Annotated in this window: 18 protein-coding genes; 2 read left to right on the top strand and 16 right to left on the bottom strand. The window is 73.6% G+C overall.

All coding sequences use genetic code 11. From position 1 onward, the window contains the following. Positions 1-25: 25 nt before the first annotated feature. Positions 26-1,405: a tetratricopeptide repeat protein gene (locus ACTVZO_RS35560; RefSeq protein ID WP_443302258.1), complete on the top strand. Its 1,380-nt coding sequence runs from the start codon at positions 26-28 to the stop codon at positions 1,403-1,405. On the opposite strand, the gene ACTVZO_RS35555 is transcribed toward ACTVZO_RS35560, so the two are convergent. Then, positions 1,368-2,891: an MFS transporter gene (locus ACTVZO_RS35555; RefSeq protein ID WP_443302257.1), complete on the bottom strand. Its 1,524-nt coding sequence runs from the start codon at positions 2,889-2,891 to the stop codon at positions 1,368-1,370. The two genes, ACTVZO_RS35560 and ACTVZO_RS35555, sit on opposite strands and share 38 nt — an antisense overlap. Before the next feature lie 44 nt (positions 2,892-2,935). Continuing rightward, positions 2,936-3,502, bottom strand: coding sequence for a TetR/AcrR family transcriptional regulator (locus tag ACTVZO_RS35550; RefSeq protein WP_443302256.1), 567 nt, complete (start codon positions 3,500-3,502; stop codon positions 2,936-2,938). 181 nt (positions 3,503-3,683) lie between these two features. On the opposite strand from ACTVZO_RS35550, the gene ACTVZO_RS35545 reads away from it, so the two are divergent. Then, entirely contained in the window at positions 3,684-4,184 is a 501-nt protein-coding gene (locus ACTVZO_RS35545) for a DUF6328 family protein (protein ID WP_443302255.1), read from the top strand. Positions 4,185-4,242: 58 nt separating this feature from the next. Here ACTVZO_RS35545 and ACTVZO_RS35540 read toward each other — a convergent pair whose 3' ends face one another. The 14 genes from ACTVZO_RS35540 to ACTVZO_RS35475 all read right to left on the bottom strand — a co-directional run bounded on the left by ACTVZO_RS35540 (position 4,243) and on the right by ACTVZO_RS35475 (position 16,553). Then, complete coding sequence (locus tag ACTVZO_RS35540; protein WP_443302254.1) at positions 4,243-4,497, bottom strand: DUF6158 family protein; 255 nt, start codon at positions 4,495-4,497, stop codon at positions 4,243-4,245. Positions 4,498-4,589: 92 nt separating this feature from the next. Then, a complete protein-coding gene (gene hypE / locus ACTVZO_RS35535; RefSeq protein ID WP_443302253.1) occupies positions 4,590-5,681 on the bottom strand; it encodes a hydrogenase expression/formation protein HypE in 1,092 nt (363 codons plus the stop codon). Continuing rightward, on the bottom strand, positions 5,674-6,810 hold the full coding sequence (hypD, locus tag ACTVZO_RS35530) for a hydrogenase formation protein HypD (protein WP_443302252.1): 1,137 nt from the start codon (positions 6,808-6,810) through the stop codon (positions 5,674-5,676). Before hypD ends, hypE begins: the two co-directional genes overlap by 8 nt. Further along, positions 6,807-7,142, bottom strand: coding sequence for a HypC/HybG/HupF family hydrogenase formation chaperone (gene hypC / locus ACTVZO_RS35525; protein WP_443302251.1), 336 nt, complete (start codon positions 7,140-7,142; stop codon positions 6,807-6,809). Before hypC ends, hypD begins: the two co-directional genes overlap by 4 nt. A 13-nt stretch (positions 7,143-7,155) precedes the next feature. Continuing rightward, positions 7,156-9,501 (bottom strand): carbamoyltransferase HypF, encoded by a 2,346-nt coding sequence (hypF, locus tag ACTVZO_RS35520; RefSeq protein ID WP_443302250.1) that lies wholly within the window; start codon positions 9,499-9,501, stop codon positions 7,156-7,158. After that, positions 9,501-10,304: a hydrogenase nickel incorporation protein HypB gene (hypB, locus tag ACTVZO_RS35515; protein ID WP_443302249.1), complete on the bottom strand. Its 804-nt coding sequence runs from the start codon at positions 10,302-10,304 to the stop codon at positions 9,501-9,503. Before hypB ends, hypF begins: the two co-directional genes overlap by 1 nt. A gap of 3 nt (positions 10,305-10,307) precedes the next feature. Beyond that, positions 10,308-10,709, bottom strand: a complete 402-nt coding sequence (locus ACTVZO_RS35510; protein ID WP_443302248.1) for a hydrogenase maturation nickel metallochaperone HypA/HybF — start codon at positions 10,707-10,709, stop codon at positions 10,308-10,310. Positions 10,710-10,847: 138 nt separating this feature from the next. Further along, positions 10,848-10,952, bottom strand: coding sequence for a DUF6893 family small protein (locus tag ACTVZO_RS35505; RefSeq protein ID WP_384217651.1), 105 nt, complete (start codon positions 10,950-10,952; stop codon positions 10,848-10,850). Further along, positions 10,949-11,464 (bottom strand): hydrogenase maturation protease, encoded by a 516-nt coding sequence (locus ACTVZO_RS35500; RefSeq protein ID WP_443302247.1) that lies wholly within the window; start codon positions 11,462-11,464, stop codon positions 10,949-10,951. The genes ACTVZO_RS35505 and ACTVZO_RS35500 overlap by 4 nt, the downstream gene beginning before the upstream one ends. After that, complete coding sequence (locus ACTVZO_RS35495) at positions 11,461-12,909, bottom strand: hypothetical protein (RefSeq protein WP_443302246.1); 1,449 nt, start codon at positions 12,907-12,909, stop codon at positions 11,461-11,463. The genes ACTVZO_RS35500 and ACTVZO_RS35495 overlap by 4 nt, the downstream gene beginning before the upstream one ends. After that, complete coding sequence (locus tag ACTVZO_RS35490) at positions 12,906-13,604, bottom strand: DUF6084 family protein (protein WP_443302245.1); 699 nt, start codon at positions 13,602-13,604, stop codon at positions 12,906-12,908. The genes ACTVZO_RS35495 and ACTVZO_RS35490 overlap by 4 nt, the downstream gene beginning before the upstream one ends. Then, a complete protein-coding gene (locus ACTVZO_RS35485) occupies positions 13,601-14,260 on the bottom strand; it encodes a DUF5947 family protein (RefSeq protein WP_443302244.1) in 660 nt (219 codons plus the stop codon). Before ACTVZO_RS35485 ends, ACTVZO_RS35490 begins: the two co-directional genes overlap by 4 nt. Next, positions 14,257-14,772 (bottom strand): hypothetical protein, encoded by a 516-nt coding sequence (locus ACTVZO_RS35480; RefSeq protein ID WP_443302243.1) that lies wholly within the window; start codon positions 14,770-14,772, stop codon positions 14,257-14,259. Before ACTVZO_RS35480 ends, ACTVZO_RS35485 begins: the two co-directional genes overlap by 4 nt. After that, positions 14,769-16,553, bottom strand: coding sequence for a nickel-dependent hydrogenase large subunit (locus ACTVZO_RS35475; protein WP_443302242.1), 1,785 nt, complete (start codon positions 16,551-16,553; stop codon positions 14,769-14,771). The genes ACTVZO_RS35480 and ACTVZO_RS35475 overlap by 4 nt, the downstream gene beginning before the upstream one ends. Positions 16,554-16,583: the final 30 nt, after the last annotated feature.

Raw genomic sequence — 16,583 nt, 5'->3', positions numbered from 1 at the left:
GAGTTCGAGCAACCAGGGGGATTTCATGGACGAACCGGCCCGCATCGGCGGCAGGGTTCAGCGGATGCGCACCGAACTGGGCATGACCCAGCGGCAGCTGGCGGAGCCCAGTTACACGCCCGCCTACATCTCGACGCTGGAGTCGGGCCGGGTCCGCCCGTCCGAGACCGCGCTGCGCTTCCTCGCCGGGCGCCTGGGCACTTCGTACGAGGAGCTCACCACCGGCCGCCCCGCCCACCTGGCCACCGAGCTGCGGCTGGCGCTCGCCGACGCCCAGCAGACGCTCGGCACCGGCGCGGCCGACGAGGCGGCCGTACGGTACCGGGGGCTGCTCGACGAGGCGCGGGAGCTGGCGCTGGTCCCGGAGCAGGCGGAGGCACTGCTCGGGCTGGGCGAGTGCGCCCTGGAGTCCGGGGAACTCACGGACGCGATCGGTCACTTCGAGGCGGCCGAGCGCCTGCTGGCCGATGAGCCGCTGCCCCGCCGGGCCCGCCCCATCCGCGGCCGCGCCGTCGCCCACCTGCTCGCGGGAGAGCTGCGCTACGCCTGCTACCTGCTGGAGTCCACCATCGACGAGCTGGGCACGAGCGGGCTGGCCGATCCCGAGGCGCTGGTGCTGCTCTACGCCGCGGTGATCGGGCCGTACATCGACATGGGCGCCCACGCCCGCGCCGCCCACGCGGCCGAGCTCGCCCTGGCGCTGGCCCCGCAGGTCAGCGATCCGGCACTGGTGGCGGGGATGCACCGGCAGGTCGCGCGGACGTTCCTGGCCGAGGGCCGGGCCGCCGACGCCGACGCCTCGCTCGCCAAGGCCCAGGCCATCTACGGGCAGCTGCGGCTGCGGACCGACCTGGCGCACTGCCACTGGATGCGCGGGTACGTGCAGGCACAGAACGGCGAACTCGACGCGGCCGAGAGGGAGTTGCGAACGGCCCGGGAGATGCTGGCCGCCCGGCGCGCCGCCCTGTACACGGCGCAGGTGGAGGTGGAGCTGGCGGACGTGCTGCGCCGGCTCGGCCGGTCCGCGGAGGCCGCCGAGCTGCTCTCGGCCCTGCTGGAGCTGGGCGACAGCCACGGCGCCGTGCACGCTGCGGGCGCACACCGGCTCCTCGGCCTGATGGCCGAGGAGCGGGGTGAGCCGGAGACCGCCGAGGAGCACTACGTGCAGGCGCTGGCACTGCTGGAACGCAGCGGGGCCAGCGGCGACCTCGCGGACCTGTGCCGGATGCTGGGCGATCTGCTGCGCCGGACGGGCCGGACCGAGGCCGCCCTGGACGCGTACCGGACGGGGCTGGGCCACCGCGCGGCGCCGGGCACCACCACGCTGGGCCCGGCGCCCGCCGCGCCCGTGTTCGGGTCGGTTCGGATCAGTGGTTCTCGGTGGGCCGCAGGTCGCGCGGAATGAGCGCCCAGGTCGTGGCCGCCGCGGCGACCGCGAGCCCGCCGGCCATGAGGAACGCCGGGGTGATCGCGAGGGTGTAGGCCTGCGAGGCGGTGTCGATCAGGGCCTGGCCGACGGCGCCGCCCAGCGTCTCGGCGACGTGTGCGGCCTCGCCGACGGAGTCCCGTACCGCCGCGGCGCTCGGCCCGTCCAGGTCGAGGGCGGGCAGGTTGCCCCGGTAGAGCGCGGCCGCGGTCGAGCCGAGGACGGCCACGCCCATGGCCGAGCCCAGTTCGTAGCAGGTCTCCTCGATCGCGGCGGCGCTGGAGACCTCGTCCGCGGGCGCCGAGGAGATCAGCGTGACCGAGGCGACGGTGGTCGCGATGCCGGCGCCCAGGCCCATGACGGTCAGGGCGGCCGCGAAGGCCGGGTACCCGAGGTCGGTGAACTGCTGGAAGGCCCAGGGCAGGGCCATGCCTGCGGCCAGGACGACCAGGCCCGCGCCCAGTACGTGCCGGATCGCGAAGCGCTGCATGAGGGTGGGGGCCACCATCGAGCCGCAGATCAGCGCGAGCGGGGCGGGCAGCAGGCGCAGACCGGCCTCCAGCGGGGTGTAGCCCTGGCCGTACTGGAACCACTGGGTGACCAGGAACAGGATCGCGCCCATGCCCACCATGGGCAGGAAGATCGCGGTCGCCGCGACGCTGAAGGCGGGCTTGGCGAACAGCCGTACCTGGAGCAGCGGGTTGTCCCGGCGCAGCTGGCGGCGTACGAAGACGGTCAGCAGGGCGGCGGCCACGGCCAGCAGGGCCCACGGCAGCGGGTCGCCGACACCGCTCTTGCCGAGCTGCTTGATGCCGCCCGCGAGGGCGAGCATGCCGACGATGGACTGGCCGACGCCCCACCAGTCCCAGGCGCCGGTGCTGCGCGGGGAGCGGGATTCGGGCAGGTAGCGCAGGCCCGCGGCGACGATGAGGGCGGCGACGGGCAGGTTGAGCAGGAAGGCGGAGTGCCAGCCGTGGTCCTGGACGAGCAGTCCGCCGACGACCGGACCGAAGGCCATGCCGCCGCCGAACACGGCCGCCCAGACGGCGAGGGCGAAGGCCCGCTCCTTGGCGTCGGTGAAGACGCTGCGCAGGATCGACAGGGTCGAGGGCATGATGGCCGCGCCGCCGATGCCGAGGAGCGCGCGGGCGGCTATGACGTGCCAGGCCTCGGTGGCGAAGACGGCCGTGAGCGAGGCCAGCGAGAAGATCCCGAAGCCCACCATGAGCAGTCGCTTGCGCCCCCAGCGGTCTCCGAGCGCTCCCGCGGTGACCAGCAGGCCGGACAGCGCGAGCGCGTAGATGTCGATGATCCACAGCTGCTGTACGGCGCTGGGCTGGAGGTCGCCGACGAGGGAGGGGAAGGCCACGTTGAGGATCGTGGTGTCCATGGAGATCAGCAGGAGGCTGCCGGAGAGGATCGCGAGGACGATCCACCGGCGGGGGTCGAGCGCGGCGGGATGCATGAGGTTCCGTTCGGGTCTGTGCACGGAGAGGGGCGGGGCGGCGGCTACGCGGACGGCGGTCCGGGGGGCCGGGTCCCGCCGAGGAAGGACGTGAGCACCAGACGGCCGGTCTGGCGGGGGGCGAGGTGCCCGTCGCGGACGCCTTCGGAGGCGGCGTCGAGCAGGCCGCACAGCGAGTACCAGATCCAGTACGGCGGCAGGTCGGTGCGCAGCCGCCCCAGCCGCTGCCCGTGGGCGAGGAAGGCCAGCGCCCGCTGGTCCTGCCGGTCGACGCCGGCCCGGAACTCCGGGTCGGCGAGGACGGTGGCGTCGCGCGAGGCGAAGCCGTACAGGTGCGCGACGGGCAGCAGGGCGACGACCAGCTCCTCCAGGGCGGCGTCGAAGGCCGGGCCGTCGGCGGTCTCGGGCAGGCAGACCGGGGCGAGGCAGTCGTCGACCACCTCGATCGCCCGGACGGCTACGGCTTTGAGCAGCGCCTCGCGGGTCGCGTAGCGGCGGCCGAGCGTGGCACGGCTGGTGCCGGTACGGGCCGCGATCTGCACCATCGAGGCGCTGTGGTCGCCGGCGAGGACGCGCGCGGCGCTGTCCAGCAGCTGTTCTTCGGACACCATGATGAGCCTCCTTCGCCTCGAATGATACAAAGATGTCTCATTCGAGGCAAGCATGACCCATTGCGGGCTCGTTCCCGCACCTGCCGTCCGACGATCGCGGGGGGGACCATGGACGCAATGCGGAACGAGAGCGCCACCGGGGGCCGGCAGGCCCGGCGGTGACACCCATCGGGAGGCGGGCATGCGCGAAGAGGGAGACGGCGCCGGAAGGGGTGACGGCAGGAACGAGAGCGAGGAAGAGCGCGCGGACCGGCAGTGGCAGGAACTGGTGCAGGAGATCCGGGTCGCCCAGACGGGCGTGCAGATCCTCTTCGGTTTCCTGCTGACGGTCGTCTTCACGCCGCACTTCCAGGGCCTGCCCCAGACCGACAAGACGATCTACATCATCACCGTACTCCTGGGGTCCCTGTCCACGGGCGCGCTCATCGGCCCGGTCGTCTTCCACCGCATCGTCTCGGGCCGCCGGATGAAGCCCGAGACGGTCGTCTGGGCCTCACGGCTGACGTTCGCGGGCACCCTCCTGCTGCTGGCCACCCTGACCGCAGCGCTCCTGCTGGTGCTGCGGGCGGCCACGCACAACGCGTTCGTGCCCTGGCTGGTGGCCGGCGTACTGGCCTGGTACCTGCTGTGCTGGTTCGCCCTGCCGCTGTGGGCGCGCACGCGCTACACCCGCAAGGACTGACCGGGCCGCGGCAGCGGCCCCGGGCGTACCCGTGCCGCGTCCCGCGTGCCGCTCCGGGCTACTGCGCGCCCTGCTCCGCGGCCCCGCGGGCCCGCGCGCCCGAACGGGTGCGGCCGGCCGTCTGGGCCCGCTGCGGGTGCCGGCGCACGTACTCGTGCTCCAGCTCGTTCATCCGCTGCGTGTGGGTGACCAGGGCGTCGTCCGACCCGTGCAGCAGCGTCTCGTGTCGCGTGCGGTGGATGGCCTCCAGCTCCTTGAGCAGGCGGCCTTCCTCCAGATTCCGCGCCGACGGACCGCCGTCGTGCTCCGTCATGGCACGCACACCTCCTCCGCGCTCGGTCCGGCCTCGCAGAAACGCCCCTCCCCTACAGCCCTCCCCTTCCATCATCTCCTGCCCGGCCCGCGTCAGCAGATGCGCGGCAGTTGCTCCCCGATCGGCAGGTCGACCACCCGGGTGCCGCCGAGGCCCGTACGCGCCACGACCAGGCCGGGATGGTCGGCGACCGCCTCGCCGATCACCGCCGCGTGCCGGCCCAGCGGGTGGGCGCGCATCGCGTCGAGGACGGCGTCCGCGTGCTCGCGCGGGACGAACGCGACCAGCTTGCCCTCGTTGGCCACGTACAGCGGGTCGAGACCGAGGATCGCGCACGCGTTCGCGACGGCGGCGGGGACCGGCACGCGGCCCTCCTGGATGACGACACCGGTCCCGGAGGCGGCCGCAATCTCGTTGAGCGCGGCCGCCAGGCCCCCGCGGGTGGGGTCGCGCAGGACGTGCAGGTCCGGGGTGACGGCGAGCATGGCCCGGACGAGGCCGTTCAGGGGCGCGCAGTCGCTCGCGATGTCCACGCCGAACTCCAGCCCGTCCCGGACGCTCAGGATGGCCACCCCGTGCAGGCCGATCTCACCGCTGACGATGACGACGTCACCGGGGACGACCCGTTGGGGACGCAGGTCCACGCCGGTGGGGATCAGCCCGATGCCCGCGGTGTTGACGTAGACGCCGTCGCCGTGCCCCGTCTCGACGACCTTGGTGTCGCCGGTCGCCACCTCCACCCCGGCGGCGCGCGCGGCGGCTCCGAGCGCCTCGGCCACGCGTGCCACGACCGACAGCTCGACGCCCTCTTCGAGGATGAACCCGCAGGAGAGGTAGGCGGCCCCGGCCCCGCTCATGGCCAGGTCGTTGACCGTGCCGTTGACCGCCAGGTCGCCGATGCAGCCGCCCGGGAAGAACAGCGGCCGTACGACGTACGAATCGGTGGAGAAGGCCAGCCGGACCCCGCCCAGGGAGACCGCGGCGGAGTCCCCGAGCTGGGCCAGCACCTCGCCGCCGAAGGCGGGGGCGAACAGGTGCTGGACCAGTTCGGCCGAGAGCGCCCCGCCCCCGCCGTGGCCCATCACCACGCGGGGGCGGTCGCGCAGGGGGGCCGGGCAGGTCCAGCCCGTGATGTCGAGCGCGGGGGTGTGCTGCGCGGTCGTGTGCTGCGCGGTCTCAGGCAACGGGGCTCGCCTCCGGCGAAACGGTGGTGCGGGCGGGAGTGAGTTCCAGCCGGCGGTACAGGTAGTACGCGGCGCACGCGCCCTCGCTGGACACCATCGTGGCGCCGAGCGGGCTGCGCGGGGTGCACAGGGTGCCGAAGGCCTCGCACTCGTGCGGCTTGAGCAGACCCTGGAGCACCTCGCCGCTGCGGCACGCGGCGGGCTCGCAGGTGTTGATGCCCGTCACCGAGAAGCGGTGCTCGGCGTCGAACTGCCGGTAGCGCTCCGACAGCCGCCAGCCGCTGTCGGGGATCACCCCGATGCCCCGCCAGGCCCGGTCGGTCACCTCGAAGACGTCCTCCAGCATGGCCAGCGCGGCCGGGTTCCCCTCCGGGCGCACCGCGCGCGCGTAGGCGTTGTCGACCGTGTGCTCGCCGCGCTCCAGCTGCCGTACGGCCCGCCGCACGCCTTCGAGGATGTCCAGCGGTTCGAAGCCGGTCACCACGATCGGGACCCGGTGGCGGGCCGCCAGCTCCGGGTACTCCCCCATGCCCATCACACTGCACACGTGCCCGGCCGCGAGGAAGCCCTGGACCCGGCAGCTCGGCGACCCCATGATCGCCTCGATGGCCGGGGGGACGCGGACGTGGGAGACCAGCAGGCTGAAGTTGCGGATGCCCAGCTTCCTGGCCTGGTACACCGTCATGGCGTTGGGCGGCGCCGTGGTCTCGAAGCCGATGCCGAAGAAGACCACCTCGCGCCCCGGGTTCTCCTGCGCGATCCGCAGCGCGTCGAGCGGGGAGTAGACGACCCGTACGTCGCCCCCCTCGCTGCGCACCTGGAACAGGTCGCGGCCGGTGCCCGGCACCCGCAGCATGTCGCCGAAGGAGCAGAAGACGACGCCGGGACGGGAGGCGATCTCCAGGGCCTTGTCGATGACCTCCAGCGGGGTGACGCACACCGGGCAGCCCGGGCCGTGAATCAACTCGACCTGATCCGGCAGGAGTTGGTCGATCCCGTGCCGGATGATGGTGTGCGTCTGGCCTCCGCAGACCTCCATCAGGGCCCATGGACGGGTCACGGTGGCGTGGATGTCGTCGAGCAGCCTGCGGGCGAGCTCGGGGTTCTGGAACTCGTCGATGTACTTCACTGGCGGGCTTCCTCCTGCGCTGCGGCTTCGTCAGGGTCGTCGGTGAACGGCCACGGGACGCCGCCCTCGGCCGCGGCCTGTTCCCAGGGGTCGCCGAACTCCTCCTGCAACATGCCGAGCTGCTCGAAGAGTTCGAGGGTCTGGCGGGCCGACTCCTCGTCGAGGCGCTGGAGGGCGAACCCCACGTGGACGATGGCGTACTCACCGACCTGGAGGTCCGGCAGGTACTCCAGGCACACCTCCTTCTGCACCCCGCCGAAGTCGACGGTCGCCATGCGGGTGCCGTCCTTCTCTCCGATGTCGAGCACTCGGCCCGGTACCGCCAGGCACATGGGTTCTCCTCAGCTAGGAATGGTGATCCGTGGCGTGGGCCGCTGCCGCCACCATGAGCTGGCCCAGCGACAGTCCGCCGTCGTTCGGCGGGATCCGGGAGTGGCGCAGGACGGTGAAGTCCCGCTCGCGCAGGACGCGGGCGCAGGCCGAGGAGAGCAGGGTGTTGGCGAAGACCCCGCCGGTCAGCGCGACCGTGTCCGGTCCGTGCCGTTCGCGGGCCAGCACGCACAGCTCGCCGACCAGGCCGGCGACCGCCGTGTGGAAGCGGTGGGCGATCCGCGCCGGGTCGGTGCCCGCGCGCACGTCGGCCACCACGGCGGCCAGCACCGGCGCCGGATCGGCGGCCACCGCCCCCGCGGCGCCGTCGGGGGGCGGGCGCAGGGCGAAGGCGTACCCCGGACCGGGTCCGTCGTCGGCGGGGCCGGTGAGCGCCGCGTTCTCGAGCTCGATCGCGGCCTGCGCCTCGTACCCGGAGCGGTGGCAGACCCCCGCCAGCGAGGACACCGCGTCGAAGAGGCGGCCCATGCTGGAGGTGCGGGCGCAGTTCAGGTTCCGCTCCAGCTGAGCGCGCAGCACCCGCAGTTCGTCGGGCGGACAGGCCGCGACGCAGGGCAGGTCGGGGGTCCATTCGATGCCGGCGGCCCGCAGCTGGGACAGGGCCATGCGGTAGGGGCGGTGCACGGCCGCGTCGCCGCCCGGCAGCGGGACGTAGGAGAGGTGCGCGAAGCGTGTGTACCCGGCGTAGTCGGCCAGGAGGAACTCGCCGCCCCAGACCGCGCCGTCGTCGCCGTAGCCGGTGCCGTCGAAGGCGACGCCGATCACCGGCCGTCCGCCGTCCAGGCCGTGTTCGGCCATCGCGGAGGCGATGTGGGCGTGGTGGTGCTGTACGCGGACCAGGGGCCGGCCGGCGGCGTCGCGGCGGGCGCGCTGCCCGGAGCGGTAGCCGGGGTGGAGGTCGGCGGCGAGGACGGCGGGGCCGACGCCGGTGATGGACTCCAGCTGCCGCTCGGCGCGTTCGCGGGCGTACTGGGTGGCGAGGTCGTCCATGTCGCCGATGTGCGCGGACAGCCAGGCCCGGCGTTCCTCGCCGAGGCAGAAGGTGTTCTTCAGGTCTCCCCCGGCGGCGAGGACCGCGGGGACCGGCAGCGGGAGCGCGACGGGCAGCGGGGCGTAGCCGCGGGAACGCCGTACGGTCAGCGGCTCGCCGTCGCAGACGCGCACCACCGAGTCGTCGCAGGGCACGTGGATCGGGCGGTCGTGGGTGAGCCAGGCGTCGGCGAGGCCGGCGAGCCGGTCCAGGGCCTCGTCGTCGTCGGTGACGATGGGCTCCCCGGAGAGGTTCCCGCTGGTCATGACGAGCAGCCGGGGGCCCGGCGGGTCGCCGGGCAGTCCGAGCAGCAGGTGGTGCACGGGCGTGTACGGGAGCATCACGCCGAGGTCGGGGCAGCGCGGGGCGACGGCCTCGGCCACCCCGGCGGGCGCCTCGGCGCGGCGGCGCAGCAGCACGATCGGGCGGGCCGCCCCGGTCAGCAGGGCGCGCTCCTCGGGGCCGGTGCGGACGAGCCGGTCGAGGTCGGCGAGGTCGCGGGCCATCAGGGCGAACGGCTTGTCCCCGCGGGCCTTGCGGCGGCGCAGTTCGGCCACCGCTCCCGGGCGGGAGGCGTCGCAGGCCAGGTGGTAGCCGCCGATCCCCTTGACGGCGAGGATCGCTCCGGCGGCCAGCATGCTGCGGGCCCCGGCGACCGGGTCGGTGCCGGTCACCTCGTGGGGCGGACGTCCGGCGAGCAGCCGCAGCCGGGGCCCGCAGGCGGGGCAGGCGACGGGCTGGGCGTGGAAGCGGCGGTCGGCGGGGTCGGCGTACTCGCGGGCGCAGTCGGGGCACATCGGGAACGCGGCCATCGTGGTGTGGGCCCGGTCGTACGGCAGGCCGGTGACGATGGTGAAGCGCGGTCCGCAGTGCGTGCAGGTGATGAAGGGGTGCCGGTGGCGGCGGTCGGCCGGGTCGGCCAACTCGGCGAGGCAGTCCGCGCAGGTGGCCACGTCCGGTGGGACTAGCGTGCGGGCGGGGCCGCCGGTCCGGGAGGCGACGATGCTGAAGCCGGTGCCGCCCGCGACCGGCACCCGGCGGTGGTCGACCGCGTCCACCACCGCCAGCGGGGGCGCCTCCGCGGCGAGCCGGTCGCAGAACTCGCTGACGGCGGCCGGCGCGCCCTCTACCTCGGCGACCACCCCCTCGGGGGTGTTGGTGACGTGCCCGGCGAGGCCGAGGCCGGTGGCGCGGGTGTACACGTAGGGCCGGAAGCCGACGCCCTGCACCACGCCCCGGACGGTGACCCGGCGCCGCTCGACCGTCTCCATCAGCGCGTCGGCACCACGGTGTGCGGCGTTCCATGGGCGTGGCCGTGATCGTCGTGGTGATCGTCGTGGTCGTGGTGATCGTGGTCGTGGTCATGCCCGTGGCCGTGCGCGTGGGGCTGCCGCGCCATGACCGGCGTGTGCGCCGCGGCCCCCGCGCCCACCGCCAGCGCCCGGTCGAGCAGCAGGCCCACGCCCTCCCCGGCGCGGGCGGACGTCAGCGCCACCTCCACGCCGGGGTTGACCCGCTGGACGTTGGCGCGGAAGGCGGCCTCGTCGAAGGCCACGGCCCGCGCGATGTCCGTCTTGGTGACCACCACCAGCTGTGCCAGACCGAAGGCGGTCGGGTACTTCAGCGGCTTGTCCTCGCCCTCGGTGACCGAGGCGAGCACCACGCGCAGGGTCTCCCCGAGGTCGTAGGACGCGGGACAGACCAGGTTGCCCACGTTCTCCACGAAGAGGATCCGGGTGTCCTCGGGCAGCCATCCGTCCAGGTGCCGGCCCAGCATCCCGGCCTCCAGGTGGCAGAGCCCGTCGGTGAGCACCTGCTTGACCGGTGCTCCGGAACGGGCCAGCCGCCGTGCGTCGTTCTCGGTGGCGAGGTCGGCGGTCAGCGCGGCCACCGGCACCCCCCGCTCCCGGGCCAGGAGCAGCTCCCGCTCCAGCAGCTCCGTCTTCCCGCTGCCCGGGCTGGAGAGCAGGTTGACGACCGCGGTTCCGCGTGCGGTGAGTCCGGTGCGCAGGGTGTGCGCGGCCTCGTCGTTCTTGGCGAGCACCGCCTGCCGCAGATCGACCACTCGGCACATGGTTCAGCCCTCCTCGGAGATCGGTTCGCGGGTACGGGCCGCGCCGGGAACGGGACCGTCCTCCCAGTCCACGGTGAGGATCCGCAGCTCGCGGCCGGAGAGCAGTTCGACGTCCGTGGCCCGCGCGCAGCCGGGGCAGCACAGTTCGGGGGGCATGCCGGTCGGCCACTCCCGCCCGCAGTGACCGCACCGGGCGCGGGCCGCCACCGTCTCGGTGACCAGGCGGGCACCTTCCAGTACGGTTCCGGCGCAGGCCAGTTCGAAGCAGAAGGCCAGGGAATCGGGGACCACGCCGGCCAGTTCTCCGACCTCGAGCCGGACGGCCGTCACCGCGCTCGCGCCGCCGGCCCCGGCCGCTTCCTCCACCTGGCCGACGACGGCCATGGCGATCGACATCTCGTGCATCGGACTCCGTCCTGCCGGGGCTCATTACACCGGCAGGACGGAGGCGGGGCGGGCGGGCACGCCGACGTACGACACGCCCCGTACGCCGTTCGGGCGCACGCCGTTCGGGGGCGGGGGCGGTCCCGGGCGGGCGGCGGCTCACATCCTGGTCAACCGCAGGTAGCGCCGGATGTCGGGGAGGACCTCCCGCAGGACGAGGACGAGCGCGGCGGTGGCGGCCCCGTAGACGACGGCCTTCTTCATGGGGTTCTCCTCAGTGCGGCGCGGTCGGGCGCGGCGGTCTCGTCGCGGAGCAGGTCCAGCACCATGCGGGCGGCCAGCGGTACGGCCGCGGCCACGGGTGGGCTCAGGCCGATGCCCTCCTCGACCGACGCCGGTTCGCAGCCGACGACGAGCGTCCGGCGGGGCGGGGTGGTGCCGGTCCCGGCACACAGGGTGTCCAGCAGCGCGAGGACCGCGTCGGGGGACATGTGGTGGCCGTCGAGGACGGCGCCGCCGGGCCCCCCGCTCCCGTCGGCCTCGATGAGGTAGAGCGTGCCCGGCTCGCCGCCGCGTGCGGTGGCGTCGAGCATCAGGAGCGTGTCGTAGCCGTCGAGGAGCTGGTAGGCGAGGTGGACTCCGCGGACGCCGAAGTCCACCACCTCCACCGTCCCGGGCAGCGGGTGCGCGGACAGGGCCCGTACGGTCTCCACGCCGAAGCCGTCGTCGCCGAGGAAGACGTTGCCGATGCCGGCGACCAGTGTTCTGCCGCTCACGCGTCCTCCAGGGGGGTGACCTCGTCGGGCTGGAAGTAGAGGAACCGGCCCTGTTCCCGTCTGATGTCCGCGCCGGGGTCGCCCTCGACGGTCACGGCGAGGTGGACTCCCCCGTCCACGTCGTGCAGGACCGCCTCGACCCTGGCGGCCATGCCCTGGAGGAACAGGTCCTGGGCGTCGGTGCGGCGCAGGCCCGGGCGGAGCAGGACCCGGCTGCCGACGCCCACCGGGGCGCCGTCGACGAGGATCCGGTCGCGCGCGGGGTCGGCGGTGTCGTCCCGGGCCGGGTCCCACCAGGGGGTGTCGGGCCGGAACACGGCCTGCTCGCCGGGGAGTCCGGTGGCGGGTTCCGGGCGGTCCGGCCGGTTCGCGTCCGGGCCGGTGATCTCGCGGAGGGCGCGCACCGCCCCGTGCAGCCGCTCCAGTACCTGGGGCGGCATGGTGTCGGCCAGCTCGATGACCGCGGCGGCGCGGGCGTCCGTACCGCGCGCCTCGCGCTTCTCCCGGTCGGTGAGGGCCGCCGTGCGCAGGGCGAGGATCTCGTCGATCTCGGTGGCGTCGTACATCGCGCCGAGGCTCTCGGGGGCGATGGCCGGGTGGTCCTCCAGGATGATCGGCGAGGACAGGACCACGTCGGCCCGGCCGGGTTCGCCGGCCAGGACGGGCCAGGTGTGGCGGTTGGCGCAGGTGGCGACGGCCGCCCTGGCCCACTCGGGCGGGTCGGTCATGGAGAGGAAGGAGCCGGAGTCGAGGCCGAGCAGGAGGTGCGCGGCGACCAGGGACCGGGGCAGGGCCTCGTCGCGGCCGGGCGGCGTCGGCGTCGGCGTCGGCGTCGGCGTCGGCGTCCAGGGGCTGGTGTTCTCGACGACCGCCGTGAGCTTCAACACCCGGTAGGCGCCTTCGAGTTCGGTGGCGCTCAGCCGTACGACGCCCTCGACCTCCTCGGTGCGCCGCACCAGGCGGCCGATGGGCCGGCCGTCGGCGTCGAGGACGGGCTCGGTGCTCTCGCGGGCGGGGCGGCGGAAGGGGAGGACGAGTCCGTCCCCGGCCAGTTCGGCGACGCCGGCGGACAGCTCGACGCGCTCCTCGGTCCCCTCGTCCCAGGGGACGAGGACCCGGTCCGCCAGGTGCAGTTCGGCGACGTCCTCGAACGTGCCGTCGGGCAGGGCCTGTTGGACCGTGCGGCGCTGCGCGTGCAGGAAGCGCAGCTCGACGGCGAGCTGCGCGCCGCCCTTCGGCTCCATCAGGATCTCGGTCTGCTGGTGCGCGTGTTCCCCGTGCGCCGGGCCCCACGCGGGCGGGACGAGTACGCCGAACTGCCAGCGCAGCCGGTTCTTGGCCGCGGAGGCCCGGTAGGGGTAGAGCACGTAGCCCTCGAAGAGGACGGCGTCGGCCACCTGCCGGGCGATGGCGAAGCGGGAGTCCGTCGCGGCCGTCGTGGTCATGGCGCCGTCCTCTCGGTGGCACGGGGCAGTACGGAGCCGAACCGGACGGGCGGGGGCGGCGGTTCGGCCGCGGCGGCCGCGTCGAGGAGGGCGCGCACGGTGGCCTCCCAGGAGGCGAGGGAGTGCTTCGAGCGGAAGGCCAGCAGCTCCGCCATCGTGTCGCGGGGCAGCCGCAGCCAGCCGCAGCCCGGGAAGTGCTGCTCGACCATCTCCCGCCAGACCGGTACGGGCAGCCGGTACGCGGCTTCGCGGTCCCAGGGCACGGGCTCGACGCGGAAGCCGCCGGCTCCGGTGAAGGCGGTGCCGGAGAACAGCATCAGCAGCGGGGCCTCCCCCTCCTCCAGGGCGTGGAAGTAACGGGTGGCCGCGATGTCCATGTCGTAGGTGCAGGGGACGACCAGGTCGGTCTCGGTCTCCCCGGTGAAGCCGGGCACCATCAGCGCGACCTGGGCGAACTGCACGGGCTTGAGGGTGGTGCCCCAGCGGCCGCGCTCACCGAACAGGTCGGCCAGGCCCTCGGCCTCGGCGGGGCCGTAGCCGCGCCGGGCCGGTTCGATGCGGATCTGGCAGCGCAGGGCGAGTGCGTGCACCCGGGCGTTGCCGGCGGCGGTGATCCGCAGCCGGAAGACGAGGGTGGGGCCGGCGGCGTAGGCGTCGGCGCGCACCCCGGTGCAGGTGAATCCGAGGTCGGTCATCTCGGGGCCGCCCCGGCGGAGTCGGCAGGCACCTTGGCCCGGCGTTCGACCTGTTCGAAGAAGGCTTCGAGGGCCGCCCGGGCCTCGGCGCCGCCGTCGAAGCCCTGCCACAGCAGCCTCATCCGGCCCACGAGTTCGTAGCAGATGTCGATGGGCACGAGGTAGCAGTCGGTGCGGCCCTCCGAGCGGCGCAGCAGGAGGGCCTCCACGTCGGCTTCGAGCAGGGCGGCCAGCCGGCCGCCGCCGAGCACGGTCTGCCAGGTCTGCGGGTCGAGCTCGCTCTCGGTGGCCCCGGCGGGGCTCGGGTAGAGCGCGACGAGCCGGTCGAGGGCGGCGTTGCGGAAGAAGAAGGCGACGCCGACCGGGATCTGGAGCAGCTCCCAGGCTCCCTCGTCGAGCGGATGGCCCGGGTCGGTGAGGTAGCGGCCGGGGACCGCGCGGTACCGGCCGGTGGCGGTGCCCGGCCGGTCGAAGAGCAGGGCGCAGGCGGTGCAGGCGCAGACCAGGGCCCGCTTCTCGGTCTCCACGAGGTGGCGGTGGCCGTCCTCGGGCACCGCCACCCCGCACAGTTCGCAGGTTTCGGGGCGCGGCGGACGCGGGCCCGCGAACCGCCGCAGGCCGCGCGGTGCGCCCGTACGCGCCGGGTGTCCGTTCACCGCACCCGTGCCGGGGTCTGCGGGCGGGCCGAGATCTGCAGCAGGGTGGGCTGCGGGGCCGCCTGTTCCCGCTCGACCCGGGTGACCTCGGGTGCGAAGGAGGCCAGGGTGTCCTCGACGGACTGCTGCCCGCCCGCGCTGCCGCAGCCGCAGCCGGTGCCCGCGGACTCGGGGCCCAGCCGCAGCACCCCGGTGGCCTCGTCGAAACCGAGCACCTGCGCCGGGTCTCCGGCGGCGGCCAGGGCGCGGGCGATGCGGGCGTGCACGTCCTCGGGGTGGAGGTCGTGCAGGGCCAGCAGGCTCGCGACGAGTTCGTCGTCGAGCAGCGGGCGCAGCGGCGCTTCGCCGAGCCCCGCGACGATCCGGGCGAGGCCCGCCCCGTAGAAGTCCATGAGGACGCGCACCAGTTCCTCGGCGGCGGCGCACGCCTCGCGGTCGCCGGTGGCGGCGAGCCGGTCGAGCACCTCCTCGACGCGGTGCCCGGTCTGCCGGGCGTCGGCGGCCGGGCTCATCCGCCCAGTCCGCTCAGGCCGGTGGGGACGTGCATGGTCTTCACGGTCTTGCCGCCGCCCACGTACATGTGGACGCCGCACGGCAGACAGGGGTCGAAGCTGCGCACGGCGCGCATGATGTCGATCCCCTTGAAGTTCTCCGGGGTGTTCTCCTCGAAGATCGGCGTGTTCTGGACCGCGTCCTCGTACGGTCCGGGCGTGCCGAAGGTGTCGCGGGTGCTGGCGTTCCACGGGGTGGGCGGGTACGGGTGGTAGTTGGCGATCTTCCCGTCGCGGATGACCATGTGGTGCGAGAGCACCCCCCGCACGGCCTCGGTGAAGCCGACGCCGAGCCCCTCGTCCGGCACCTCGAACTTCTCCCAGGTCTGGGTGCGTCCGGCGCGGACCTCGGCGAGGCCCTTCTCGGCGCAGTGCAGGGCGATGGCGGCCGCGTAGGCCTGGAAGTAGGTGCGCGCGCGGTTGCGTTCCAGCGCGTTGCTCCACTTCGGGATCTTCCACTCGAAGCGGGTCTCGGGCTTGGTCATCGTGCGCGGCAGGGTGATGACGACGCTGTGCCCGGTGGCCTGGACGTAGTCGGTGTGGACGAGGCCGGACAGGGCGGTGGACCACAGGCGGGCGATGGGGCCGCCGCCGGTGTCGAGGGCGAGGTGGTCCTTGCCGTCGAACCAGCGGGGCGACATCACCCAGCTGTACTTGTCGTCGAAGTTCCGCTTCTGCGGGGCGGGGATGGTGTGCTGGTTCCACGGGTGGCGGGGGTCGACCGGGTTGCCGAGCGGGTCGTGGGTGACGAACTGCTCCTGGCCCTGCCAGTCGTCGTAGTACGAGCTGCCGAGCAGGATGCGGATGCCGAGGTTGATCTCGGTGAGGTCGTTCGTGACCAGCTTGCCGTCGACGACCACGCCCGGGGTGACGAACATCTTCCGTCCCCAGTCGGTCATGTTGGCGTAGGTGAAGTCGCAGTACTCGGGGTCGTTGAGGGCGCCCCAGCAGCCGAGCAGCACCCGGCGCCGGCCGACCTCCTCGTAGCCGGGCAGGGCCTCGTAGAAGAAGTCGAAGAGGTCGTCGTGGAGCGGTACGACGCGCTTCATGAACTCGCAGTACCGCATGAGGCGGCTCATGTAGTCCGTGAAGAGCTGGACGGAGGCGATGGTGCCGACGCCGCCCGGGTAGAGCGTGGAGGGGTGTACGTGGCGGCCCTCCATCAGGCAGAACATCTCGCGCGTGTAGCGGGAGACCTGGAGGGCCTCGCGGTAGAACTCGCCCTCGATGGGGTTGAGGGAGCGCATGATGTCGGCGATGGTCTTGAAGCCGTGGTCGCCGGCGTGCGGGGCGGGGGTGCGCTCGGCCAGTTCCAGGACGCCGGGGTTGGTCTCGCGGACCATCTTCTCGCAGTAGTCGACCCCGACCAGGTTCTCCTGGAAGATGTTGTGGTCGAACATGTACTCCGCCGACTCGCCGAGGTTGATGATCCACTCGGCGAGGTGGGGCGGCTTCACCCCGTAGGCCATGTTCTGCGCGTACACGGAGCAGGTGGCGTGGTTGTCACCGCAGATCCCGCAGATGCGGCTGGTGATGAAGTGCGCGTCCCGAGGGTCCTTCCCGCGCATGAAGACGCTGTAGCCGCGGAAGACCGACGAGGTGCTGTAGCACTCCGCGACCCGCTTCTGCTTGAAGTCGATCTTCGTGTGGATGCCGAGGCTGCCGACGATCCGCGTGATCGGATCCCAGGCCATCTCCACCAGGCCGCTGCCGTCACCGGCCGCCTTCGTCTTCGGTGCCATCGTCTCTGCCGTGACCCTTCCTGCTGCTGT

Source organism: Streptomyces sp. IBSNAI002 (assembly GCF_052244475.1).
Taxonomy (GTDB): domain Bacteria; phylum Actinomycetota; class Actinomycetes; order Streptomycetales; family Streptomycetaceae; genus Streptomyces.
Note: the sequence above shows the minus strand (reverse complement) of the source record. Positions and strands in the feature narration are given on the sequence as shown.

Coding starts and splice junctions, on each gene's coding strand:
- ACTVZO_RS35560 (WP_443302258.1), top strand. CDS start 26: ATGGACGAACCGGCCCGCATCGGCGGCAGGGTTCAGCGGATGCGCACC.
- ACTVZO_RS35555 (WP_443302257.1), bottom strand. CDS start 2,891: ATGCATCCCGCCGCGCTCGACCCCCGCCGGTGGATCGTCCTCGCGATC.
- ACTVZO_RS35550 (WP_443302256.1), bottom strand. CDS start 3,502: ATGGTGTCCGAAGAACAGCTGCTGGACAGCGCCGCGCGCGTCCTCGCC.
- ACTVZO_RS35545 (WP_443302255.1), top strand. CDS start 3,684: ATGCGCGAAGAGGGAGACGGCGCCGGAAGGGGTGACGGCAGGAACGAG.
- ACTVZO_RS35540 (WP_443302254.1), bottom strand. CDS start 4,497: ATGACGGAGCACGACGGCGGTCCGTCGGCGCGGAATCTGGAGGAAGGC.
- hypC (WP_443302251.1), bottom strand. CDS start 7,142: ATGTGCCTGGCGGTACCGGGCCGAGTGCTCGACATCGGAGAGAAGGAC.
- hypF (WP_443302250.1), bottom strand. CDS start 9,501: ATGGAGACGGTCGAGCGGCGCCGGGTCACCGTCCGGGGCGTGGTGCAG.
- hypB (WP_443302249.1), bottom strand. CDS start 10,304: ATGTGCCGAGTGGTCGATCTGCGGCAGGCGGTGCTCGCCAAGAACGAC.
- ACTVZO_RS35510 (WP_443302248.1), bottom strand. CDS start 10,709: ATGCACGAGATGTCGATCGCCATGGCCGTCGTCGGCCAGGTGGAGGAA.
- ACTVZO_RS35505 (WP_384217651.1), bottom strand. CDS start 10,952: ATGAAGAAGGCCGTCGTCTACGGGGCCGCCACCGCCGCGCTCGTCCTC.
- ACTVZO_RS35495 (WP_443302246.1), bottom strand. CDS start 12,909: ATGACCACGACGGCCGCGACGGACTCCCGCTTCGCCATCGCCCGGCAG.
- ACTVZO_RS35490 (WP_443302245.1), bottom strand. CDS start 13,604: ATGACCGACCTCGGATTCACCTGCACCGGGGTGCGCGCCGACGCCTAC.
- ACTVZO_RS35480 (WP_443302243.1), bottom strand. CDS start 14,772: ATGAGCCCGGCCGCCGACGCCCGGCAGACCGGGCACCGCGTCGAGGAG.
- ACTVZO_RS35475 (WP_443302242.1), bottom strand. CDS start 16,553: ATGGCACCGAAGACGAAGGCGGCCGGTGACGGCAGCGGCCTGGTGGAG.